This is a genomic window from Eubacterium aggregans (assembly GCF_900107815.1).
GTDB lineage: Bacteria > Bacillota > Clostridia > Eubacteriales > Eubacteriaceae > Eubacterium_O > Eubacterium_O aggregans.
The window spans coordinates 14,707-36,686 of record NZ_FNRK01000025.1; the positions used below are offsets into that span (position 1 = coordinate 14,707).

The following is a 21,980-nucleotide window of genomic DNA, read 5'->3' on the forward strand; positions in this document are numbered from 1 at the left end:
TTTTTTTATGTGGGAATACGGATGGTGAAGGTGGTAGTGCCCCCTGGGGTGCTGTCCGCTGAGATGGTGATACCGTGGCGCATAGCAATTTGGCCGGCGATGGCCAGGCCCAAGCCGGTGCCCTTTGGGTTGCTTCCCGTGTTGGCTTTGTAGAAACGGTCAAAGATATGGGGGAGGTCTTCTGGGGAAATCCCCGGGCCGTGATCGGTGATATGCACCGCCATGGCATCGGTCGACTGGTTTGATTGAATTTCAATCATTCCCCCCACGGGGGTAAACTTAACGGCGTTGTCCAGAATAATGATAAAGAGCTGGCGCAGACGGCCATAATCCCCCTCATAGGGGAAGTGCTGGACATCCCGTTTCAAATCCAGGGTGATGCCCTTCCGGGCAGCCAGTTGGCGGCAGGTGCGCAGGGCATCGTCTAAAACATCAGGCAAGTTTAGGTGCTCCTTCTCAATGGAGTAGTCGATGTTTTGGAGGCGGGTCAGCTCCAGTAGATCGTTGACCATGCGCTCCAGATGGATGCTTTCGTCCACTAGTTGGGTGTAATACTCCTGGACCTGATCCGAGTCGGAAACCACACCGTCCTTAAGGGCCTCCAGGGACCCCCGCATGACCGTCACCGGAGTGCGCAGCTCATGGGAAATATTGGCGATGAAGGCCTGGCGAAGGCGCTCTAACTTCTCACTTTCCTGGGACGCCTCATCCAGACGATGGGCCAGGGCATCCACATGAATGGCTAGGGAGCCAATTTCGTCATTGGTCACCACCTGGGTTTGGGCGGTGTAATCCCCCTGGGCCAGGACTTTAGTGGTTTCTTCAATACGTTTTAAAGGATGGGTGAAGCGTTTGGCCAGTACCGAAGACAACAAAATGGCGAGGCCCAGGGCAATCACCATGCTGGCCAGGAGGATTTTAATCCCGGATTCAATGGTATCGGAAACGCCAGTGGCGTGGGTATCCATCATCACTGCCGCAATAACATTGCCTTCGCCATCGGTTACGGGAGTCCCCACCAGAATGGCCGGGACGGCTAAGAAGCCACCTTGATGTTCCTGGGTAACGGTCTCTCCCTCGAACACTTGGGGAAGAAGGGCCATGCCTTCATCTGAAAGATCCGATTGTTCAGTGGTCTCCCCATTATCCAGGGAGAAGGTTGAGCCATCGGCATTGACAATCCAGGAATCGGCACCGGCGGCATCATCGATAAAGCGCAAATAGTAGGAGTGTTTCCCAAAACTTTCAGATTGACCATAGCCTTTTCCGTGATCTGTCTCGGATCGTGCGGCTTCTTCGCTGATAAAACCGGACATGCTGTGGGCGACGGCTTCCGCCCGTTCTTCCAGATTATCCTTGTAGATCGCTGTCGTTAGACGGGAGAACATTCCGAGAAACAATACGCCCACGATGATGCTGAAAAACAGTAGCATGGCGGCTGAAAAAATCGTTAGTTTTCCTTTAATCTTCAGCGTCATGGGGACACTCCTCGAATTTATAGCCTACCCCCCAAACGGTTTTAATTTGCCAGTGGGGATGGGGAAACAGATCAATTTTTGCCCGCAGCCGCTTAATGTGGGAATCGACGGTTCGGGTATCGCCAAAATAATCGTAACCCCAGACCTGATCCAGCAGATTATCCCGGGTGTAGACCCGGTCGGGATGGGTGGCCATAAGCCAGAGAAGCTCCAGCTCCTTCTTCGTCAGGGCAAGGGGATTGCCATCGATGGCGGCCTCATAATTGGTGAGGTTTAACACCAGATTATCCAGGGTGCAGGTTTCCTGGTGGGCGTCCTCCTTGGTGGGTTCCAGCCGCCTCAGAATCGCCCGAACCCGGGCCATGACCTCACCTGGGGAAAAAGGCTTGACAATGTAGTCATCGGCACCGATGTCCAAGCCCATAATCCGTTCAAAATCTTCACCCCGGGCGGTTACCATAATAATGGGAACTGTGCTTTCCCGCCGGATGGTGCGGCAGACCTCAAAGCCATCCTTTAAAGGCATCATGACATCGAGGAGAATCATATCCATGGGGTGGGCATGGTAGGCATCCAGGGCCGCCTTGCCGTCGGCAGCAGTATAAACGGTAAAGCCTTCTAATTTAGCGTATTCCTTTAGAATAGAACAAATTTGGGGGTTATCATCGGCGATTAAAAGATTGGGCATGGGGGGCCTCCTTTTGAGTGTGGATCATAAGAATAGTATAGGGTGTAAATATGACGAAATGATGGCACTTGCCATTGTTTTTTCATCATTATAACGTAATCGGCCATGGTTTTGCCACAACTTCATCGTATAATAGGGTCAATGTTAAAGAATGGAGGAAGTAAATCATGTTAAAAGGTAAAGTAATGGGTGCTGTGGTGACTACTGCATTGTTGGGTCTTATGGGGACCACCGCCCTGGCTGCGGGCAATGGTTTTGGAGCCGGCAATGGCGCTGGCAATGGAGCTGCAAATGCTGGCGCCAACGCCGCAGGCTGTACCCAGACCCAGTGTACCCAGGAAAACTGTGACGGCACCCAAAACGGTGAGGGTGGCGGACACCACAATGGAAATGGCAATGGGAGTGAAACCGGCGGGCACGAACGTCTCCGGGACGGCAGTGGCTCCGGTAACTGCCAGCGTTAGGTGGGAAGGGGACGTTTGTCTCCGCTAAAAGAGGGCTGTCCGAGACAGCCCTCTTTTATTTTCTTATGATGGTGAATCGTAAATCCCCATAAATAGAGGCAGCCCGCTTTGAGTATCGACAATGAAATAGGCAAAGGGGGTGTTGAAATCCAGAATGATTTCCGGCTCTGGCGGCAGGGATGTGACCTTCATGGTGATTTCGGTGGCCGCTGCTGCCTCAGTACCGGCCTCATCGACAATAATCTTTGTTTTTTGGAGGACCTCGCTGATTAAAAGATCCTTACCGATTTTAGAAAAATCAGCCTTACTGCTGAAGGCAATGGATAGCCCCAGGTTGTCCAGCGGTTGATCCAGGGGAAGGGTGGCTTCCGTCTCAAATTTGGGAAGGGAGAGAACCAGTGTTTTATCCTGGGCCTGTTCTATCATCCGAGCCAGGGTATCGGCAGAGAAGTCGGCCAGGGCATCCCGAATGGCGCCGCCATCCTCTGGCCGCAGCGCCACAAAGGCGGTCTTTCCATCATCGTAGGGGAGGATGGCCCCCTCCAAGCCCTCGGTTTTAAAATAGCGGCAAGAATAGTCCCTGGATTTTAGAAAGGGTATGGTGGCGGTACTGCCGTCAGCCTGGGTAAAGGGCCCCTCCGTCGTGGCCTCGGCCTCAAAGGCCTGCTGCCATTTTCCCTTAAAATATAGGGTATTAACCAGGACCATGACGTCCGAAGGGGCGGGATTTGTTTCCAGAAGCTCCGGAATCAGCCCCTGGGTCTGTTTGGAAACCCAGCGGTTAATGGGGTCCTTGGCCTTGGATAAATCCAGAACCTCCACCTGGGCATCGTAATATTTCTTCACCTGGTTAATATAGGATGGCTCCACGGTGAACTGCTCATTAATCCATAGCCCGTCGGCAATACTCAGCGTTGTGCTGCCCTCAGCTTCTTGGAGGGATTTTAGCAAGGATTGGGCGTTTTGGTTCAGCTCCGGTCCGGATTGGCCAAGGACAGTATTAAAGGCCTTTTCTGTGTCTCCAGCCGCACCGTCAGACAGCATGGCCAGGGCAAAATAAGCGGAGGTGGGGGACACCAGAACATTGGGTTGATCCGAAACCTGGGCGAAGAGCTGGGTGGAAAATTGGTTCCAGTGGCTGTAATCTCCCGATGAACCAGAAGGGGTGGTGTGATCTGAACCGGCGCTGCAACCGGTCAATGCCGCAGCCAGTAGTAGCCCGGAAGCCAATCGACCAAATTTCTTCATTATTCTCACCTCGCTTAATACTTTAATGGTTTCAGTATAATTTTTCTTTGATAAAGCCCTTGCGGTAGGCTGTAATCAGCATTTCCAGATCGTACACCTGGCAGAGAATTGCTTTGCCGATATCCGTATCCTTTACCCGTTTGCGGTCGATGGTGGATTCGATGACCTGTTTGGTGGATTTGATATCAACCCCCTCTTTAATGGCCATTTCCACGGATTCAAAGGGGCGATGGCTGATGAGGGTCAAGCCGTAAGAGTTAAAGGTCAGGGTATACCCGGCAATACCGGTGGTGTTTTGGTAGGCTTTGGCAAAGCCCCCATCAATGACTAACTGCTTGCCGCCGGCGCGAATGGGGCTTTCGCCAGACTTGGCCTTCACCGGGACATGGCCATTAATGAGATGCCCCTGGCAGGGGTCCACTCCAAATTCTTTGAGGATATTATCCACCAGGGTTTCATTTTCATCAATCATGGTGTAAAAGGGTGTATAATGCTCCTTGTGGGGCGTTTTATCGTCGATGAAATAGCGCTCAAAGGTTGCCATCTTATCCTTGCCAAAAAGGGGAGAATCCCGATGGCACCACAGGAACCACAGGAAGTCTGAACGCGGCGGATCCTCAATAAAATCGGTGAAATAGGCCTCCCGGGCCAGTTGGTCAAACTTATCCATGAGCGCTTTGCCCGAGTAGTCCCGGCCCTTATATCGCCAGGATTTAAAGGTACCATCCTCATTAAGGGGGATGGAGGCGTGGAAGAGGACATTGTCATTGTACACCAGGTACATACTTCCCTTGGCATACATAAAACGGATATGGCGCTGGAGCTTCTCGCTATGGAGGAAGGAATGCACGAGCCGATCGATGACAAGGGCTTCGTCCTCAGTGAGGGCAGCGGGGTCTGCGGGATCAATGGTGGGGAAATTGGTATCGTTCAGGGCGTAATCCACCCCTTCCACCGTGACAATTCCCTTTTCTAAATCCAAATGACGCAGCAGCTGGCGGTCTGCCATGGCGTATTCCGGGTGCCTTGCGATGAGGGCATCCTCAATTTTAAATTGGATGACGGCGATAGCCTTGTGCATCCGGGTCATGAGATCCAGCTCTGCCTCGGTTTCCTTCTTTTCTTCATTGATTCGGGGGATGAAATCCAGACAGGGGTCCTGTCGGTACACCCGGTTGGCGAAGGTCGCCAGGGGCAGCAGATTAATGCCGTAGCCATTTTCAAGCACATCCATATTGGCGTAGCGCAGAGCGATACGAACCACATTGGCAATGGAGGCGGGATTGCCGGCGGCGGCACCCATCCAGAGGATGTCATGGTTGCCCCATTGCATATCCAGGGAATGGTGCTTCATCAGTGTTTCCATCACCACCTCTGGCCCAGGTCCCCGGTCAAAGACATCCCCAATGATGTGGAGATGGTCGATGGTCAGGCGTTTAATGACACTGGATAACTCAATGATGAAATGGTCGGCCCGCCCGTACATTACCAGACTTTGGATAATCTGGTTATAATATTCCTTTTTATTAAAACGGTGCTCGTCCTCCTGGAGAAGCTCCTCCATGACATAGGCAAAATCCGAAGGAAGAGCCTTACGCACTTTAGAACGGGTGTATTTAGACGCGGCTGCCCGGCAAACCTTAACCAGGCGGTAGATGGTCAGCTCATACCAATTATCCAGGTATCGATCCTTCTTGCACTTCTTTACCAGGTCCAGTTTCTCCTCGGGGTAATAAATCAAGGTGACCAAATCCTCCAAATCCTCCAGGGCGACGGTGCTGCCCAGTTCATCCATCACCTTTCGTCGGATGGCCCCAGAAGCGTTTTGCATCACATGGTTGAAGGCCTCGTGCTCACCGTGGATATCCGTCAGGAAATGCTCGGTGCTTTTGGGAAGGTTGAGGATGGCTCGGAGGTTCACCACCTCGCCCACAGCGGTTGTAATATTTGGGAATTTGTTTGAAAGTAATTCTAAGTATTTGCGGTTCTTCTCTAAATCAGATTTAGAAAATGTATTCATTGCACTCTCCTTTTTGCGATCAATCTTTTGGGTTAGAAAACCTTTGCATTCTGAACACTATTATTATACTCCACTTGTCTTAGAATTCCAATAAAGTTTTAAGAATACGGCTTCAAAGAACATCGGCCTTTAATCCAGAGTCACCTTTAGAGGCTTATCGATTTCTTCAGAGACATACTTTCCGGTTTTTCGGTGTTGTCGGACACATTCCGAGAGCAGATACTCAATTTGTCCATTGATGGAACGAAAATCATCCTCTGCCCAGGAGGCGATATCCGCATAAAGCTTGGGTGATAATCGCAGGGGTATCTGCTTTTTCTTATCCCCGGCCATGATTAGTACAGGCTGCCGGAATTCACGATAGGCTGGGCATCGTGACTGCCACAGAGGACGACGAGCAGGTTGGAAATCATGGCGGCTTTCCGTTCCTCATCCAATTCTAAAATTTGGCGTTCGCTCAGACGATCCAGAGCCATTTCCACCATGCCTACCGCACCGTCGACAATCATCTTACGCGCATCAATGATGGCGGAAGCCTGTTGGCGCTGGAGCATGACAGCGGCAATTTCCTGGGCATAGGCCAAGTAGGTAATGCGGGCCTCCACAATCTCCAGACCAGCCTCTGCCACTTTTTCCTGGATGGCTTCCTTGATGCGCAGGGCTACCGTATCGCTGGAGCCCCGGAGGCTGCCTTCATCCGCAATACCGTCTCCCGTGGTATCCACGTTAGGGGCAATATCGTAGGGGTAAAGACGGACGATGCTCCGCAGGGCACTGTCGCATTGGAGGGAAAGAAATTCTTTGTAGTTATCCACATTAAAGACGGCCATGGCCGTATCCACCACTCGCCAGGTCACTGCAATACCAATATCGATGGGGTTCCCCAAACAATCGTTGATTTTCTGGCGGTTGTTATTGAGGGTCATGATTTTCAGTGAAATCTTTTTGTTGGAGAATTCTGCCTTTTCCTCGCCACTTCCGGTGGTAAAGGTGAGGGCTTTTTTCGACCCATCAGAGACATCCCCGCTTTGATTCAGCTTTGTCCGTGCGGCGGGGTTGAACCCAACACAAAAGGGATTCACAAAATAAAAGCCGCTTTCCTTCAGGGTTCCGGCATACTTTCCGAAAAGGGTAAGGACTAAGGCTTCCTGGGGCTTGATGACTTTGAGACCAAAGAAAGGAAACCACCCAATGGCCAGCCAGATGATGGAAATAACCATCAGTACAGGGCTGGTCATGGCCCCTAAGATACACCCTAAAATAGCGATAATATAAAGGGCTGAAAAAAGCAGCAGCATGGCCATTCCGTTTTCTTTACGATTCTTAATAAATTCTTGCACAAGGACTACCTCCTAATTTGATATTTATATGATATCATTTTAATATCAAAAGTCAATGAGAAAATAGAAAAACCGACCGTTCCATTTCTGGGAACGGTCGGTTCATTTTATACAATACTTTTAATGGTGAAAGAGCACCCGTTCCGAGGTAGGGGCGTATTGCCGTTCACCTGCAGGAGCTGTGGGGACACCGAAGGGCATTTGGGCGATGAGCTTCCAATTTTTAGGAATGGAAAATGCTTCGGCCACATCGGCATCGATGAGGGGGCTATAATGCTGCAGGGAAGCACCCATTCCCTCCTGGGCTAAGGCCGTCCAGATAATGAATTGGAGAATACCCGAGGCTTGCTGGGACCAAAGGGGAAAGTTATCCGCGTAGGTTGGAAACTGCTCTTGCAAGCCTTGGACGATATCCTGATCCTCAAAGTAAAGGATCGAGCCATAGCCTGCCGCAAAGCTGGCAATTTTTTCTTCGGTGGGTCCAAATTTATCGGCCGGCACCCGGGCCCGGAGCTGTTCCAGCACGATGTTCCAGAGTTTCTGATGGCTTTCTCCCGTCAGCAGGACGACCCGGCTGCTTTGGGAATTAAAGGCCGAGGGGGCGTGGCGTACGGCCGTTTCCACCAGGGACTGAAGCTCCTGGTCAGAAAGGGTGGATTCTGCAGAAAGGCCATAAATCGAGCGTCTTTTTTGAATGTCTGTTAAAAATGTGTTCATTGGGATCTCCTCATTTCAATGATTAGAATGTGCGCATCCTGCGCGGCCGTGACCGTAATCTCTTCTTCCGTGATTTCCAGGGCATCCCGTGTGGAAAGGTGAATATCAAAGCCAGGATAGGGCTCAACGAAAGTTATTTTATTGAAGTTGAAATCTGTTGAAGGGTTTCCGTCAGCATGACCATCTGTTCATCTGAAAGGGCGGAGAACATTTTGGCAATATGTTGTTCATGCTCAGGGAATATCCCCTTCATAAAATCCGTTCCTGAAGACGTCAGTCCGACATAGGTTACCCGCCGGTCCGACTCACAGATATTCCGATGGACAAAGCCCTTTTCCACCAGCTTATTAACCACATAAGTCATGCTGCCACTGGTTAATAACACCTTTTTCCCAATATCCTGTACAGTCTGAGGACCTTTGTGATACAGAAGCTCCAATACGCTGAAGGCACTGCGGCTTAAGCCATAATGGCGAATATTTTCCTGGTCAGCATTTGCAAGGGTCGAACAGGTGCGGTTCAGAGCTACGAATAGCTTGAGGGCATTCTTTGTATTCACAGCTCCCTCCATTTATCTTGAATTTAAGATAATTATAGGGGGAAGGAGATTGATTGTCAAGTTGATTAGAATTGTTTTAAAGGAGGGTTAAGTTAAGGCCTTTACCCTTTGCTATTTGCAATTCGTCAACTAAACCCTGCGTTGTGTTAAAAAATTTGACAATGATATCGTGTTCGTTATAGAATGAAGAAAAATACAAATGATTGAGGTTTTCAAATGAAGGGATTGGAAAAGGAATTTTTAAAATCTAAAAAAATGATGGTCCTTGCCATTGCGGCTGCGGTACTTTTGGTTTTGTGTCTGGCTTTCTATGCCTATCAGCGTTATCAGGCCCCGGAGCGGGTAATTACCCGTTATCTGGAGGCGGTCAATCAAAGGGATTATGAGAGAATGTACGCTCTCATCAGTCCAGAAAGCCAGGAAACATACACCAAGGATGCCTTTATCGAACGCAATAAAAACATCTATGAGGGGGTGGAGGCCAAGAACCTCACCCTGAACGAGGTGTACTTTCGTGAAAAAGACCCTTCTGGGATTACGGTACTGTCCTGCGACTGGACCATGGATACTCTGGCGGGACCCATTAAGAATGGCCACTTTATTCTATTCACCAAGGAGAATTTCCTGAGCCCCAATCGCATCATCTGGGATTCCTCCATGATTTTTAGTATGCTGAAGGACGGGGATAAGGTTAGCGTCGTCAGCAAGGAAGGGGAACGGGGAAGCATCCTGGATCGCAACGGCAATCCACTGGCCGCCAAAGGGCCAGTCAAAATTATCGCTCTGGTCCCGGGGAAGATGAACGCCGAAACCAAGGATGCGGATATTGCTGCGTTGGCAAGCCTGTTGGCCATCACCCCTGAGGAGATCCAGGGAGCCCTTTCGGCAGGGTGGGTCACTGATGATACCTTTGTACCCATTAAGACCTTGGCATCAGTGGATGCCGAGCTGACCCACGACCTCTTTGCCATTCCCGGGGTTCTCATTGAGGATGACAGCGCCCGGACCTACCCCTATGGGGAAAAGGCGGCACATCTCGTGGGGTATGTTCAAGGTATCAGTGCCGAGGAGCTGGCGGAAAAGAAGGGCGAGGGCTACAGTGAGTCCAGCCAGATTGGGAAAACCGGTCTGGAACGCTTGTACGAAGGGCGTCTGAAGGGCGAGGTCGGCGCCACCATCACCATCGGTGTCACCCTGAGTAATGGCAATATTAGCACTCAGGTCGTCGGGAGCAAATCCCCCGTACGGGGAGAGGATGTCAAAACCACCATTGATGCCGGCCTTCAAACCGCTCTTTACGATCAACTCGCCGGGGATAAGGGGGCTTCTGTGGCCATGAACCCTAAAACCGGAGAAGTGCTGGCCCTGGTCAGCACCCCCTCCTACGACCCCAGTGCCTTTGTCCAGGGGATGAGTGAGGAGGCCTGGCAGGCCATCAGTACCGATCCCGCTACCCCCTTGCAAAATCGCTTTGAAGCCACCTACACACCGGGCTCCACTTTTAAACCCATTACGGGTGCCATCGGATTAAAGACCGGGGCCTTTAAGGCGGATGACGATTTTGGGCCCAGCGGTCTGATCTGGCAGAAGGATGCCGGATGGGGGGATTTCAATATCACCACCCTCCAGGAATATCCGGGTTCCGCCAATCTGGAAAATGCCCTGGTGTATTCGGATAATATCTACTTCGCCAAGGCAGCCCTCAAGATTGGTGGAGAGCCCTTCGCCAAGGAGCTTACGGCCCTTGGCTTTGGCGAGCGCCTGCCCTTTGACTTGGATCTGACGCCCTCCAAGATCTCACAAAGCGGCACCTTTGAAAGCGAGGGCCAGCTGGCCGCCAGCGGCTTCGGGCAAGGTGAGGTTCTGGTAAATCCCTTGCATCTGGCCACCATTTATACCGCCTTCACTGGTGATGGCAGTATGGTGAAGCCAGTGCTGGAATACACCGATGATGCTCAGGCTGAATACTGGAAGCCCCAGGTTCTGGATTCTGCCGTCAGTGAGACCATCCGAAATGATCTCATCCAGGTGGTGGAAAACCCCGAAGGGACAGGGCACGACGCCCAGATCGAGGGACTCAGCATCGCTGGGAAAACCGGAACGGCCGAAATCAAGGCCACCCAGACCGATGCCACCGGCACCGAGCTGGGGTGGTTTGCCGCCTTTACGGCGGACCCCGCCACCGCCAAGCCCTTGATGGTGGTGAGCATTGTGGAGGATGTAAAGGACCGGGGCGGCAGCCATTATGTGGTGCCAAAGGTTAAGGCTGTGATGGAGGGGTATCGGTAGCATGGTGGGAAAAGATAAAGATTTCATGGAACCGAAGTTTGTTGTGGAAATTAACTCATATTTGGATGTAATCCAAAGGGCGTATCAAGCAGGAGAGTTTCCGCCAGAACCAGAACAATTGCAAAGAAAAAATGTACAGAAGGACATGATCATTGGTATTCTTTGTGCTCTGATTATCAACATTCCTTCTGGTTTTATTCCAATTCCCGTCTTGATCATATTTGATTCTCTGTTTCTCGTTTCTTCTATTTTTATTATTTTCTACCGATTCATTGTATATACATCAAGTATTAAAATAATAAAGGCAAGAAATTCAAAACTTGAAAAGCTTGGGAAAAAGGAAAGATACGACTATCTTTTTTTGATGACGATATAGAAGATCGATTTAATAAAACGGTTATAAGCTACTCGGAAATAATAGATGTGGAGCGTGGCAATGAAATAATCTGTTTCAAGTTGAAAAAGCCCATTCCGATTCAGGGAATTATTAAAAAGAAAATAACGCATTTAATTATTCCTTATTCTGATTTTAAAGTAGGAACAAAGGCAGATTTTTTGGAATTCATTTATGATAAAACGATGGTGTCTTGATGCAAAATATTTTTGTATAACATCGAATGAATGGAAAGGGAAGGAAACAATTGAAAAAAACCACACTCATTATCATTACAGTTTTCTGGGTACTCGCATTACTTATTGTTAAAATAACGGCTGATTATCTCTATTATCCAATCGTACGTGTCGCACTTGAAATCAGGTCGTCTTATTCATCTTAGCTTTTTGGATGTTTTTACCAGGATTATACTTGCTACCCGCTGCGTTCTACAGTGGGCTAATGTATCTGACCGCTAATGGCTATCTTAATTCAACGATATTGGGAATCATTTCGGGATTTTTCTTATTCTTTTCGTTATTTCAACCGTCGGAATAGATGCCGTCCAGCTTAATCAATACAGCCTTAAAATATAATACCCCCCTTTATCATAAATAAAAATACTCCCAGGTATGCGATCCCCCTGAATAACATCGCACTTTTGGGAGAAGGGGTCCTGCGTCTCGAATCTTACTTTCAAGGTATAGTCATCCCCAAAATAGGGATGCAGAATTTTAGGGATTTCCACATCGATTTTATCCTTGTCGATGATATAAGTATACACTCGAAAATTGCGCCACCATCGTTTTCCTTTATTGCCCTCGATCCCAATGAAGGCACTGTCCTGGGTGTCTGTCATAATCTGAGTATAGCCAATGATGGAAGAGAAGAACTCCAGATTGCTGAAAAAATATTGGGAAACCGCAAAGGACAAAAGCCACAAAACGAATAAAACACCGAACACTACCCGGGAAATCCAGCGTTTGGATTCAACAACAAAAACCTCCCCCGAGAAGAAAAGGACAACAAGAAGAGAGTATGGCACCAGTGTGTCTAGAAATCCTTCCCGGATGGAGAAAAAAACCATCCCACAAAAACAAAGGAATGTTATGATAAAAAAATGATGTTCTTTTCTTTAGAGTAATGTTGCATTTTTTAACCTTCTTAAATAGGATATATACGTGATAAAAGACCTCAAATATGTGTCAGTGCAGGGATTAGGGGCGTTGAGAAATTCCATAATAAATTGCTAACCGAAGCTGTTTACGGGTGTTATCAGAGTAGTATAAACCACCAAGTGAGGATGTATTAATTACACTATTGGGTAAATTCAATATTGTTACTAAATCATTTGGTGTTATCCCTATAGATTGGAACGACTGCGCGATTGCGATAGATTCTTCATAAATTTCGGAATAATCATCTGTATCTGACAGTATAGTTGACGATTCACTTTGTTCGTCTACTGCTGCTAATGCATTAATTGGAAACAACGCGGTTAGGAGACAGATGATTAGAATTAGTGATATTGCGGACAAGTGTTTTTTTGATTTTTTCATTACTATTTAACCTTTCAATTTGTTTGAATGGTACAATTAAAATTTCTTTAAGTATAACGTAAATGATAGTATGCTCACCATGGGATAGGTACTATCGCAAGAAATAGAGTGATAAACGCAAACTGAAAGGAAGAGAACATCAAAAAATATACGTAATAGTACGGGGGCGGTACTTCAAGTGAGTTGTGGCTTATTGGAGTTTTATAATATAAGGAGTCCAATTACCCAGTTATCATGGAGGGTACTTTAGACTATTAGGAAAGCAAATATGATCGATGGAATTTGAGTAAAACTTTTAAAAGTGGATGAGGTTGAACCCTATAAAGAAAATATTGGAGGAATGATGGCTCCTACTTCTATCGAGATACTCCGGTAGGGACAGAAACTTGTTATCTGAGGTATTTACCCCAGGAGGTACTTTGCTTTTTTGTGCCACAGTGCAGATTCAGACTTAAACCCTGCCCTTATTCGAATATGCACGTTGATTATTCTTGGAAGGAATTCTATTCACTTCCACAGATGAAGAAATATCTGATTTTGATGAAATTAGTATACAGATACTCTTCTTCGTAAAGGATGGTATATATAACGGGCCTTATCTGTCAGAATAGGAAGTACTACTTTGAATGACGGCCCCATCTCCTAGCTCCCATTTATCTTGCCCGTCTAACATTTGGTTGGCGATGAGGCCTGCTCGGCCGACAAAAAGTGTTTGGGTGCGGACATCCTGAAAGGCATAAAGCATTTGCAATAGATCCGCCTCGTTTTTTAAGGTAGTAGGATTGGTGATCGTTGAGGCTTGAGGCGTATGGCACGGCTTACCATAATAGAGATACTCCATGGTGACATCAAAAAATTTAGCGATTTTAGCGATTTTGTCGACAGCAGGCATATGATTTCTAATCCGACCAATGGTGTCTTTAGTAAAGCCGAGCTCCAGCTCCAGCTTTCTGGCAGAAAGGCCACTATTGGAAAGTAATTCAATAATTCTTTCGTACATCTTGATCTCCAGTGACAGTTTTAATTTATTTTATAACAAAATTGAATTTAGCGTCAATAGGAGAAGAAGAAATAGTTATAATAGAAGCATTGCTCGTTGAGTGGGAATCTGGGCTTTAAATTCGCAGGTCGAATCAAAAAAGTCATAGGATGATTTGTTTTGCACCAGATTCTTCGATTTTTTTGTTAATAAACTGCAAGAATTCCTCATAGTCACCTTTTACGATATTTTCTTTTCTGGCAAATCCAAGCTTGCATTTTAGGAATGATTGCTGAGAATGAAAACAAATTATTTGGTCATTTTCAAAATATCCTGTAATGTTTTGATATTCTAATTTTTTCCCCCTCGCACCTATAATATAGTCAGTGTAGTACTTAGTCGAACAGTGCCGAAGGAATGAAAATATACGAGTGATTATAAATAGAAGGCAAGCTTCAATTGGGATGAAAAATAGTAGTCCTATTAAGATTATAATAATAGTATCGATAAAGAATCTAAACAAAAATTCTGATAGCATAACTTTATCGAGCAATGAACTAAGGAGGAGATTTAAAAAGCAAAGTAAAACTCCACCGAAAATAAATATTTTTTTAAGTTTGAGGACTTTATTTAGATATTTGACAGAAAGCAAGTAATCTTGAAAAGATGATGTTCGTTTAAATTCATAAAGTGATTCCATGTTACCTCCTCAGTATTTATAATAAGGGTATTGAATATCAATCAAAAAGTCAAGACATAGGCGTATACGCAAAGAAAATGGGCTTAAAAGCAGCCATATTGGTAAATTCAAGAAAAAAGATAAGGTACAGTTAGATTTGCTCACTGTACCTTATCTTTTTTAAATTAAGGAATCTATATGTATGAAACTATACCCCAAACCAGTGCAAGAATTCCTATAGCAGTAACTGTAACAGAAGAAATAGATTCAAATGCAGATGCACCTAAAATCCCCTTTGCCTGAGAGGCAAAATTCGGAATTTGAACTCTAATCGCTTCTATCGATTCCTGCGTATTGCTATTCCGTTTAATCGTAAATACCATTTCAGTGATCAATGTCTGAGAAATGCCATTTGCGTTATAAAATGCTTGCTCAACTTTAGCATCAAACTGCATTCCTTCGTTAGAAATAGCGATGCCAGTTGTTACAGTTCCATTATTAATCGTACTCGCAAGGCTGTATGAAGCATTAAAGAGATCTGCCTTACCAAATGTGGTTTGTACTTCGGATGATAATGAATCATAAATCAGGCTGGCAGATGAAAGGGAAGTTTCCTCATAATGCCCATTGTTCACATTCATGGTAACGGTTTGTGCTGGATTAGCAATGGGAGAAAACTCACTAGAAAGGGCGACCTTATAGTCGATTTTATAAGCGCTAGTATCGATCGTATAGGTTTGATTGAACTCGAAATTTGCATTTAACGAAACACCATATTGCATGAGGATTCGATTACTGAGATTGCGGGCCGTATCAATGGTACTAATGGAAGACACACCACCATCCCGACCGGAAGCCATAACCTTATCGACACCTAGCCGCTCACTACCATTGGTGAAGGTTGTTTCATAATATTGATCAAATGCCCAATTAGAAGGAATGCGCTGTCCAATATTGCCAGAAAATCCAGTAGACATATCGGCAACATAGCTTTTTTCACTGTATCCGGCATTGGCAACCCGGGTACAGACATTGCGTGGACCATAAATGCCGACACGATAGTCAGAGCTTGCATTAACGGCATTCTTAACACCATTGAAATAAGGTAGAATATTATCCGATACTTCAGAATCATAAGCGTCGAAATCAACAGCAAAATAAATAACTGTTCCTCGGGGCAGGCCAAAACGGTCTGCAGTACTCACGGCATACTCACCGTCCTGCTTCCCTTGGTAATAATTAAAGTATGAAGCGTCAGTTACATCCATCCCTGGGCTTAAGTCATTGCCAGAACGCTCAAAAATCGGGATATAATTTAAACCAGCATCCAGAATAGCTTTTAATTCGCTAAAGGAGATGGGCCAATAGCCTGTTAAATATCTACCGACATAATTAATACCCATACTTTTTAATTTTGTTGCCCAAGTTTGCGTAATCGTGTCTGTGCAATCAATCGCATTTGGTGATCGGTTGACATTGCCCTTGCTGACAAGAAGCGCTGCCCAAGTGGATAATCCAACATAGCCATCTGCATCCAGGGCATACGCATTTTGAAACTGCATGACCGCAGACTCAACACCTGAGCCGAACCCGCCATCAAAAGATCCCGGATTATACCCATTGACATAAAGTAAATATTGGAGCAAATACACAAGCTCGGTTTGACCACTCCCCAAGGCTACATTGTGTTCACCCGCCTGTGCTGCGGTGCCGGGTCCAAACACGCCATTTGGTTCATCGATTCCAACGGCAGCCTGAAATGCATATAACAGCGCATTACAAGTGTTTCGTCCATAAACGCCATCACAGGGGCAAATGTTTAAGTCTTTCCAGAAATAGTCGCTATACGAGCGGTTTAATGCTTGCTGAATCTGTCGGATACGGCTGTCGCCGCCCGAAATAAGCACAACGGCATCGGTGCTAAGAAGCCCTTTGAAAATTTTGGGCGTGACGGTGCTATTTCCTGAGAAGCCGGCAGCCATTTCAAACATATTAACACCGGAAATCGTATCGATATCAAATTTCCCGGTTAAATCTGCAGATGAGAATCCCTTGCACCACAGTGCACCCTGAAGGATTTTTACAATGTTGCCCGTGCTGGATGAATTAAGGGTTGGACAGGCTGCTGCTGTTGCCGGGCCGAATTCTCCGGTGGGGGAAGAAATGCCGATTTCAAGCTGGAGGGCTGAAATTAAGGAAGCCACAGTGCCATTTCCGGTGGCACCATCCTCGTCGCAGTGAATATAACCCGATCGTCTTGAATAGGTATTATTTAACCATACCTGTGTCATTAATACTTTTTGATCCATTTGTAATCTCCTAATTATTTTTTAAATTCGTTTAGTAACCAGAACCGTCATATTGAAGATGGGTGAATCCGTCTCCGACATAGCCATAGGTAAAGCCATTTTGCAAACCAATTTCCAGTAGATCCTCATAACTGCAAGCCCCTAAAGTATTGCAATCAAAAGCGCGACCGAGCAGATGTCTGGAGGTAGAAGAGCTTCCTGACAGGCTTGCATTATAATCGGGGCATCGGACACCACTGGTGATTTGGATGGCTGAGCCAATCGCTTGTCGTGTTCGTTCCAAGCAGCGCAGTGCCGTGTGGTTGAGCACTTCCGGATAATGCATACAATTAATGGAATGTAGGGATGGGGTGTCATCTTCAGATATTGCGATACCACAGCCAAACTCAGCACTGCTAAAGTGATCTGTTAATGAAATCCCTTGTGTCAGGAGTAAACAGGCCCTTTGTTGGCATTCCCACCCCCAGAGACCACCATCAACAGTAAGTGCATTTTCCTCTTCAAACTTCCGAATCAAGGTCCGGCAGCAGCTGTTATCACCAGGTACACCTAAGATACCGTCATACCCTGCATCACCAAGGGCTGTTTCACCATAAATCCAGGCTAAAAATTGTTGGATACTATGGTTTGACCATAAATCAAGATTTGCCATTTTGCTTCACCTTTGTGGTACTTGGGGGTGCGTCACTAATTGTGGGTGTTGTGGGATCAACAAGGATTCCAAGGGCAACAGCACAAATAACAATGGCATCCATAATTTGCTTGAGCAGTTCCAAATTCAAATTGATATCGCCCATAAAGCTTTGAAGATATTGCAGGATGAGGATGATTAAACCAGCACAAGCAACCCAAAAGGCTTTGTTTTTTAAGCGGACTTTGAAATTCAATAAATACCACCTCCTTTTATGGTTGGACCAAAAACCATTGTCGCGACTCAATAAAATAGCTTTGGTCCATGCATAAAGTATAGCGTGTTTTTTACGTCAATACTGTGCTCTCATTGTGACTAATTTATTTTGCGTGTCTTTGCGGCAACATGGCGGATATAGTCGTAGTCATAATCAAGCATTTCTGCAATTTCAATTAGGGATAAGCCTAAATACTGCTGCAGATAGAATACTTTTCGTTGGGTGCCTTTTAGTCTTGGGATAATGGATTCAATATGTGCAATATTCTTTTTTAATAAGCGTTCGATTCGAGTTTGTTCTTGGAGTGCGTCTTGAACGGATTGAATTTGCTTCAGAACAGATTTTTTCTCCAAAAGATCAGTGTAGGGAATAGAGGCCGATTCTATTTCCAGTTGAACTTTTAAATCCTTCAAGCGCTGAATTTCTATTTCAGTAATTTCTAATTCTAGGCGCATATTGATAACAGAGTGATCATCATTAAGATAATTCATTTAGTCCTCGCTGTATTTTAGTTTTTGGAATTCCATAAATACAAGGATATTATAAGAAATAATGACAGAAAAGTACTTAAAAAGCTTTATAATTATGGAGTTAATCCTTATAATTATGGACTATCTGAATTAGACTTCAATATTTGCATTGAGTCAGACATATTTTGCGTTGATGCATCAAGTATTGATTTTTTTTGTAAACGTGATATTTTAAGTTTAGAAAGGGGTGAATCCAATGGAGAATTGTGATTAATTAACTATTGTTCATATTTATGAAATAATGCTTTGCGGGGCATTAAATAGAAAGGGGTAGTAATAATGAAAAAGGTTTATCAAAAAATTATGACACTCGTTTTGGTAACGAGTATATTTATGGCTTCTGGCTTTGTTTTCGCACAAGAGGCTGATAATATTGATAGGGAAAATAACGATTCATTGGATAACTTCGTACAAGAAATTAGAGTGAATCCAGGGGAGACCGCTACAATACCTGTGCAAGGAAGAATATATATCGGCCCAGAATATGTTACAATTGGATCAGGTGTTTCTGTTGGAGGACGTCATGATTATGATGGAAATCAGATGGGGTATGAAGTACAAGCACGATTTTCTGATGAATCTACTGATGGAAGTGGACAAGCTATCGAATTTTTAGAATATAGCTACGGCAGTGGAATTATAAGACATTCTGGAACGTATTACGTAGATAACATCAATAGAAAAGTTGGAGATCATATTTCGATCAATCAAAGCCGATGGTACTATTTTCAATACCATAATGATACCAACCAAGCTATAGATATTACTATTAGATCGTATAGTTGGTGGGCATAGTAATTTTACAAGTGTCTAAGCATTAAAAGGTAGAGTGTATGCTGAGTGTTGAGCTTTTCTTATACTTAGCATACATTTTTTTGTGATTGAAATAAAATTAAAAGTCAGGACTTTGGGTTAAAAATAATAGTAAAATGCGTTAAAAAGCACAATTGAAACACAGATAACTTATTCATTTTTCTTTATACTAATAGTGTAAATCACTTATTGCTAATTCAGTCGCGACGGTAGTAGTAGTTTACAATTTAAGTATTAGGAGATTAACATAATGGATCAAATGGTATTAAAAACACAAAAGTGGTTAAATAACAAATTTGGAAGTAACATTAGCTTTGGAACTGTTGTAGAGGATGGCGAGACGGGTTGGGGTACAATTTATGGATTGACGCGGGCCTTTCAAATTTGTCTGGGGATTACCGACACGGCGGATAATTTTGGCCCGACGACTGAGCGGCTTTTTAATCAGCGCTTTCCAAATGGTATTCCTCAACAGAAGGATAATGATAGCAGTACCAGTGAGTTTTATGGTATCATTCAAGGAGCATTATGGTGCAAAGGATATAGCACTGGTGCCAGTGATATCACACTACATTTTTATGATGGGACTGGCAGTGCAGTCAAACAGCTGAAACAAAATGCGGGTATTAGCTATAATACTGCGACGGTGACATTGAACCTGATGAAGGCACTGTTATCAATGGATCAATTTGTGACATTATCTGACTACGGTGGAACCGTGCAGATTTCTGCAATTCAGCGGACGTTAAACTCCAAATATGAAGCTTATATTGGATTATCACCTTGTGATGGTTTGTATGGACGGCGCATAAACGAATCAATGATCAAGGTTTTACAGGCTATCGAAGGCTATAGTGTTGAAGATGCCAGTGGTAATTTTGGAGATGGAACCAAAGCAAATTTGCAGAATTTGATTTTGCCAGAGATCACCAATAGTGAAGCGGTTCTGTTGGTTCGCTATGGTTTGGTCTGCAATGGTTATACTGATGTGAATATTCTTTCATCGACTTGGGATTCGGCGTTAGCCCAGGCAATCCTGACTTTCCAAGCTGATTTAGCGCTGCCTCAGACGGGGATTGTCGATGTCAATACCTGGATGTCATTGCTGTTGAGTAAAGGCAACCCGGATCGAAGCTGCTTAGCCTGCGATACGCGTTTTGAAATGACCGATGACAAGCTGGCTTATATTGATGCACTTGGAATGACTATTATTGGTCGATATCTTTCCGGCGGTGATTTTAAGGAATTGCGACGGGGAGAAGCACAGAGGATACTTAGTTCTGGAAAACAGTTTTTCCCGATTTTTCAGGAATCGGGTGCAGATGCTGAGTATTTCAATGCTCAAAATGGGATATATGATGCAGAGTCTGCTACCGCTGCGGCGATGAATTATGGGGTTCCTGAAAACTCCGTTATCTATTTTGCAGTTGATTTTGATGCCCAGGATAGTGCTATTCAAACTTCAGTTATGCCTTATTTTGCCGCACTGGCGTCAAATATGAGCCAATATTCAGTAGGGATTTATGGAACGCGCAATGTATGTTCAAAAGTTATTGCAGCGAACTATGCGGAGGCAGCCTTTGTAAGCGACATGTCCACGGGGTACAGTGGGAATATGGGATACAAGATTCCGTCACAATGGGTATTTGATCAATTTTATGAGGATACAGTTGAAACCGCAAGTGGTAGTTGGGATATTGATAAGGTAGCCTATAGTGGTTATAGAAATGCTGTAAATAGCTTAAAAGATTTTGGATATCTTGGTGGACAAACCCAAAACGTTCGTGATGGCAGAAATAATATGTTTTGGGAGGAGATGAATGGAATTTCATCTTCTAATGGCCGTGCAATTCGTGTGTTAGCAACCTCCATGAATATCACAGTTCATTATAACAGTAATACAAGCGATGCAATAGGGCGAGTAAAATTGACCAATGGTCAGGACGTCATTAGGCTATTTAGAGTGAGTAATGGTGGGGACGTAACGATTAGTGTTCCTATTAGTTATGGGGATGTGTTTGTTCTGTCCTATGAATCGGTTATAGAAGGGGCTGGTCTTGTAGCTGGAGATTTTGTGACATATGTAACAACTGATGCTTTAGTATAAAAACATCTCGGGGAAATTGATATTAAATAAGGAAAGGGTTTATAATGAAGCGAAAAGTATTAAAAATCATTGGAATTTCTGCAATTAGTTTGTTTTTTATCTTTGTGGTCTTTATGGTTGTAGCTTTTATATACTCAATATATAGTGAAAAAAAGCAAACAACTGAATTAAATCCTTTACCAACGCCCTTAGTGACAATTTATCCCCAAAAGAATTATGCGGACAAGTATGCAGAAACGGTTAACGCATTTTATATGGATTCTATCGGATATAATATTGCAGGTCCTGTTCATGAAGATTCGGATAATAAAAATAAGGGCTATCTCGATTTATATGAAAGCGCACATTTAGTCAATGGTCGAAAAATGATGGGGAGAGTAGAATTTAGCAATGACGCTGATTCATATGGGAAGTATTATAATGAAGAGTATCCGCTCACTTTTTCAGTAGATCTTGAAGATTATGACACTAATTATCAAACACCAGAAGATATTGCTCTGTTAAGTGATGATGAAATTAATGATATTCTTTTATTTTTACTAATTCCGATATATCCAAACGTTTTATAATGGTGCGCTTGTCAAGACAAAAATCCGAAGGATTTATAATGAATAATAGGCAGGTGTGTTAGTAAGGTGTGGGAAGGCAAACAAATGAGATCTTGATACGGCTAAATAAATCAAACAACATAAGGCAGAAGCATGGCAGGGTAGTAACATTCAGCAGGTCTTTTATAATCCAAGGAGGAGTGGCACCGCTCAAAATTATAGGTATGGATGTAGTGTCCGATGGCGACCCGCGCTTCTCTGATATTATTGTATTGGGTCAAGTAGGCTTCCTCATACTTAAAGCTGCGGAACCACCGTTCAATCATGATATTATCCGCCCAGCGGCTTTTCCCGTCCATGCTCTGGCAAATG

General features: G+C 44.8%; 23 protein-coding genes. 6 read left to right on the forward strand and 17 right to left on the reverse strand.

Going from position 1 to position 21,980, the window contains the following annotated elements:
• Positions 1-5: 5 nt before the first annotated feature.
• Together BLW33_RS11545 and BLW33_RS11550 are read right to left on the reverse strand one after the other, a co-directional pair.
• A complete protein-coding gene (locus BLW33_RS11545) occupies positions 6-1,478 on the reverse strand; it encodes a sensor histidine kinase (RefSeq protein ID WP_090309036.1) in 1,473 nt (490 codons plus the stop codon).
• Positions 1,462-2,166 carry a response regulator transcription factor gene (locus tag BLW33_RS11550; RefSeq protein ID WP_090309038.1) on the reverse strand — a complete coding sequence of 235 codons (705 nt, stop codon included), beginning with the start codon at positions 2,164-2,166 and terminating at the stop codon, positions 1,462-1,464. Before BLW33_RS11550 ends, BLW33_RS11545 begins: the two co-directional genes overlap by 17 nt.
• A gap of 167 nt (positions 2,167-2,333) precedes the next feature.
• On the opposite strand from BLW33_RS11550, the gene BLW33_RS11555 reads away from it, so the two are divergent.
• On the forward strand, positions 2,334-2,630 hold the full coding sequence (locus BLW33_RS11555) for a hypothetical protein (protein ID WP_090309041.1): 297 nt from the start codon (positions 2,334-2,336) through the stop codon (positions 2,628-2,630).
• Between the two features lie 63 nt (positions 2,631-2,693).
• Here BLW33_RS11555 and BLW33_RS11560 read toward each other — a convergent pair whose 3' ends face one another.
• From BLW33_RS11560 to BLW33_RS11585, 6 genes are all read right to left on the reverse strand, one after another.
• Entirely contained in the window at positions 2,694-3,878 is a 1,185-nt protein-coding gene (locus BLW33_RS11560; RefSeq protein WP_090309045.1) for a serpin family protein, read from the reverse strand.
• A 31-nt stretch (positions 3,879-3,909) separates the two neighbouring features.
• Positions 3,910-5,898: a fructose-1,6-bisphosphatase gene (locus BLW33_RS11565; RefSeq protein WP_090309048.1), complete on the reverse strand. Its 1,989-nt coding sequence runs from the start codon at positions 5,896-5,898 to the stop codon at positions 3,910-3,912.
• Positions 5,899-6,027: 129 nt separating this feature from the next.
• Positions 6,028-6,231 (reverse strand): type II toxin-antitoxin system antitoxin, encoded by a 204-nt coding sequence (locus BLW33_RS11570; RefSeq protein ID WP_090242319.1) that lies wholly within the window; start codon positions 6,229-6,231, stop codon positions 6,028-6,030.
• A 2-nt stretch (positions 6,232-6,233) separates the two neighbouring features.
• Positions 6,234-7,136: an SPFH domain-containing protein gene (locus BLW33_RS11575; RefSeq protein ID WP_410173279.1), complete on the reverse strand. Its 903-nt coding sequence runs from the start codon at positions 7,134-7,136 to the stop codon at positions 6,234-6,236.
• Between the two features lie 222 nt (positions 7,137-7,358).
• The gene (locus tag BLW33_RS11580) at positions 7,359-7,955 is read right to left on the reverse strand and encodes a nitroreductase family protein (protein ID WP_090309050.1); all 597 of its coding nucleotides are present in this window, start codon (positions 7,953-7,955) and stop codon (positions 7,359-7,361) included.
• 133 nt (positions 7,956-8,088) lie between these two features.
• Positions 8,089-8,514 carry a MarR family winged helix-turn-helix transcriptional regulator gene (locus BLW33_RS11585; RefSeq protein WP_207647836.1) on the reverse strand — a complete coding sequence of 142 codons (426 nt, stop codon included), beginning with the start codon at positions 8,512-8,514 and terminating at the stop codon, positions 8,089-8,091.
• Between the two features lie 216 nt (positions 8,515-8,730).
• Here BLW33_RS11585 and BLW33_RS11590 point away from each other — a divergent pair, with 216 nt between their 5' ends.
• Together BLW33_RS11590 and BLW33_RS11595 are read left to right on the forward strand one after the other, a co-directional pair.
• Complete coding sequence (locus BLW33_RS11590) at positions 8,731-10,803, forward strand: penicillin-binding transpeptidase domain-containing protein (RefSeq protein WP_090309056.1); 2,073 nt, start codon at positions 8,731-8,733, stop codon at positions 10,801-10,803.
• A 1-nt stretch (position 10,804) separates the two neighbouring features.
• On the forward strand, positions 10,805-11,179 hold the full coding sequence (locus BLW33_RS11595; protein ID WP_090309059.1) for a hypothetical protein: 375 nt from the start codon (positions 10,805-10,807) through the stop codon (positions 11,177-11,179).
• A gap of 571 nt (positions 11,180-11,750) precedes the next feature.
• Here the strand turns inward: BLW33_RS11595 and BLW33_RS14260 are convergent.
• From BLW33_RS14260 to BLW33_RS11630, 8 genes are all read right to left on the reverse strand, one after another.
• On the reverse strand, positions 11,751-12,221 hold the full coding sequence (locus BLW33_RS14260; RefSeq protein WP_207647837.1) for a hypothetical protein: 471 nt from the start codon (positions 12,219-12,221) through the stop codon (positions 11,751-11,753).
• A gap of 172 nt (positions 12,222-12,393) precedes the next feature.
• Complete coding sequence (locus tag BLW33_RS14025) at positions 12,394-12,735, reverse strand: hypothetical protein (protein ID WP_143032637.1); 342 nt, start codon at positions 12,733-12,735, stop codon at positions 12,394-12,396.
• Between the two features lie 595 nt (positions 12,736-13,330).
• Positions 13,331-13,735 (reverse strand): helix-turn-helix domain-containing protein, encoded by a 405-nt coding sequence (locus tag BLW33_RS11605; RefSeq protein ID WP_090309065.1) that lies wholly within the window; start codon positions 13,733-13,735, stop codon positions 13,331-13,333.
• A gap of 142 nt (positions 13,736-13,877) precedes the next feature.
• Positions 13,878-14,414, reverse strand: a complete 537-nt coding sequence (locus BLW33_RS11610; RefSeq protein ID WP_090309068.1) for a hypothetical protein — start codon at positions 14,412-14,414, stop codon at positions 13,878-13,880.
• A gap of 173 nt (positions 14,415-14,587) precedes the next feature.
• A complete protein-coding gene (locus tag BLW33_RS11615) occupies positions 14,588-16,702 on the reverse strand; it encodes a glycoside hydrolase domain-containing protein (protein ID WP_090309070.1) in 2,115 nt (704 codons plus the stop codon).
• 31 nt (positions 16,703-16,733) lie between these two features.
• A complete protein-coding gene (locus tag BLW33_RS11620; protein WP_090309073.1) occupies positions 16,734-17,354 on the reverse strand; it encodes a D-Ala-D-Ala carboxypeptidase family metallohydrolase in 621 nt (206 codons plus the stop codon).
• Positions 17,341-17,589, reverse strand: coding sequence for a phage holin (locus BLW33_RS11625; protein ID WP_176966720.1), 249 nt, complete (start codon positions 17,587-17,589; stop codon positions 17,341-17,343). The genes BLW33_RS11620 and BLW33_RS11625 overlap by 14 nt, the downstream gene beginning before the upstream one ends.
• A gap of 119 nt (positions 17,590-17,708) precedes the next feature.
• Entirely contained in the window at positions 17,709-18,101 is a 393-nt protein-coding gene (locus BLW33_RS11630) for a hypothetical protein (RefSeq protein ID WP_090309079.1), read from the reverse strand.
• A gap of 318 nt (positions 18,102-18,419) precedes the next feature.
• On the opposite strand from BLW33_RS11630, the gene BLW33_RS11635 reads away from it, so the two are divergent.
• From BLW33_RS11635 to BLW33_RS11645, 3 genes are all read left to right on the forward strand, one after another.
• Positions 18,420-18,935, forward strand: coding sequence for a hypothetical protein (locus tag BLW33_RS11635; protein ID WP_090309082.1), 516 nt, complete (start codon positions 18,420-18,422; stop codon positions 18,933-18,935).
• A 268-nt stretch (positions 18,936-19,203) separates the two neighbouring features.
• Positions 19,204-21,060, forward strand: coding sequence for a glycoside hydrolase domain-containing protein (locus BLW33_RS11640; protein WP_090309085.1), 1,857 nt, complete (start codon positions 19,204-19,206; stop codon positions 21,058-21,060).
• 44 nt (positions 21,061-21,104) lie between these two features.
• The gene (locus tag BLW33_RS11645) at positions 21,105-21,629 is read left to right on the forward strand and encodes a hypothetical protein (RefSeq protein ID WP_090309088.1); all 525 of its coding nucleotides are present in this window, start codon (positions 21,105-21,107) and stop codon (positions 21,627-21,629) included.
• A 110-nt stretch (positions 21,630-21,739) separates the two neighbouring features.
• Here BLW33_RS11645 and BLW33_RS11650 read toward each other — a convergent pair.
• A partial coding sequence (locus BLW33_RS11650) for an integrase core domain-containing protein (protein ID WP_143032638.1) occupies positions 21,740-21,980 on the reverse strand: 241 nt, incomplete at its 5' end.

Bases quoted from the DNA above. Each gene is read 5' to 3' on its own strand.
- BLW33_RS11545 (WP_090309036.1), bottom strand. From the start codon at position 1,478: ATGACGCTGAAGATTAAAGGAAAACTAACGATTTTTTCAGCCGCCATG.
- BLW33_RS11550 (WP_090309038.1), bottom strand. From the start codon at position 2,166: ATGCCCAATCTTTTAATCGCCGATGATAACCCCCAAATTTGTTCTATT.
- BLW33_RS11555 (WP_090309041.1), top strand. From the start codon at position 2,334: ATGTTAAAAGGTAAAGTAATGGGTGCTGTGGTGACTACTGCATTGTTG.
- BLW33_RS11560 (WP_090309045.1), bottom strand. From the start codon at position 3,878: ATGAAGAAATTTGGTCGATTGGCTTCCGGGCTACTACTGGCTGCGGCA.
- BLW33_RS11565 (WP_090309048.1), bottom strand. From the start codon at position 5,898: ATGAATACATTTTCTAAATCTGATTTAGAGAAGAACCGCAAATACTTA.
- BLW33_RS11570 (WP_090242319.1), bottom strand. From the start codon at position 6,231: ATGGCCGGGGATAAGAAAAAGCAGATACCCCTGCGATTATCACCCAAG.
- BLW33_RS11575 (WP_410173279.1), bottom strand. From the start codon at position 7,136: ATGACCAGCCCTGTACTGATGGTTATTTCCATCATCTGGCTGGCCATT.
- BLW33_RS11580 (WP_090309050.1), bottom strand. From the start codon at position 7,955: ATGAACACATTTTTAACAGACATTCAAAAAAGACGCTCGATTTATGGC.
- BLW33_RS11590 (WP_090309056.1), top strand. From the start codon at position 8,731: ATGAAGGGATTGGAAAAGGAATTTTTAAAATCTAAAAAAATGATGGTC.
- BLW33_RS11595 (WP_090309059.1), top strand. From the start codon at position 10,805: ATGGTGGGAAAAGATAAAGATTTCATGGAACCGAAGTTTGTTGTGGAA.
- BLW33_RS14025 (WP_143032637.1), bottom strand. From the start codon at position 12,735: ATGAAAAAATCAAAAAAACACTTGTCCGCAATATCACTAATTCTAATC.
- BLW33_RS11605 (WP_090309065.1), bottom strand. From the start codon at position 13,735: ATGTACGAAAGAATTATTGAATTACTTTCCAATAGTGGCCTTTCTGCC.
- BLW33_RS11610 (WP_090309068.1), bottom strand. From the start codon at position 14,414: ATGGAATCACTTTATGAATTTAAACGAACATCATCTTTTCAAGATTAC.
- BLW33_RS11615 (WP_090309070.1), bottom strand. From the start codon at position 16,702: ATGGATCAAAAAGTATTAATGACACAGGTATGGTTAAATAATACCTAT.
- BLW33_RS11620 (WP_090309073.1), bottom strand. From the start codon at position 17,354: ATGGCAAATCTTGATTTATGGTCAAACCATAGTATCCAACAATTTTTA.
- BLW33_RS11630 (WP_090309079.1), bottom strand. From the start codon at position 18,101: ATGAATTATCTTAATGATGATCACTCTGTTATCAATATGCGCCTAGAA.
- BLW33_RS11635 (WP_090309082.1), top strand. From the start codon at position 18,420: ATGAAAAAGGTTTATCAAAAAATTATGACACTCGTTTTGGTAACGAGT.
- BLW33_RS11640 (WP_090309085.1), top strand. From the start codon at position 19,204: ATGGATCAAATGGTATTAAAAACACAAAAGTGGTTAAATAACAAATTT.
- BLW33_RS11645 (WP_090309088.1), top strand. From the start codon at position 21,105: ATGAAGCGAAAAGTATTAAAAATCATTGGAATTTCTGCAATTAGTTTG.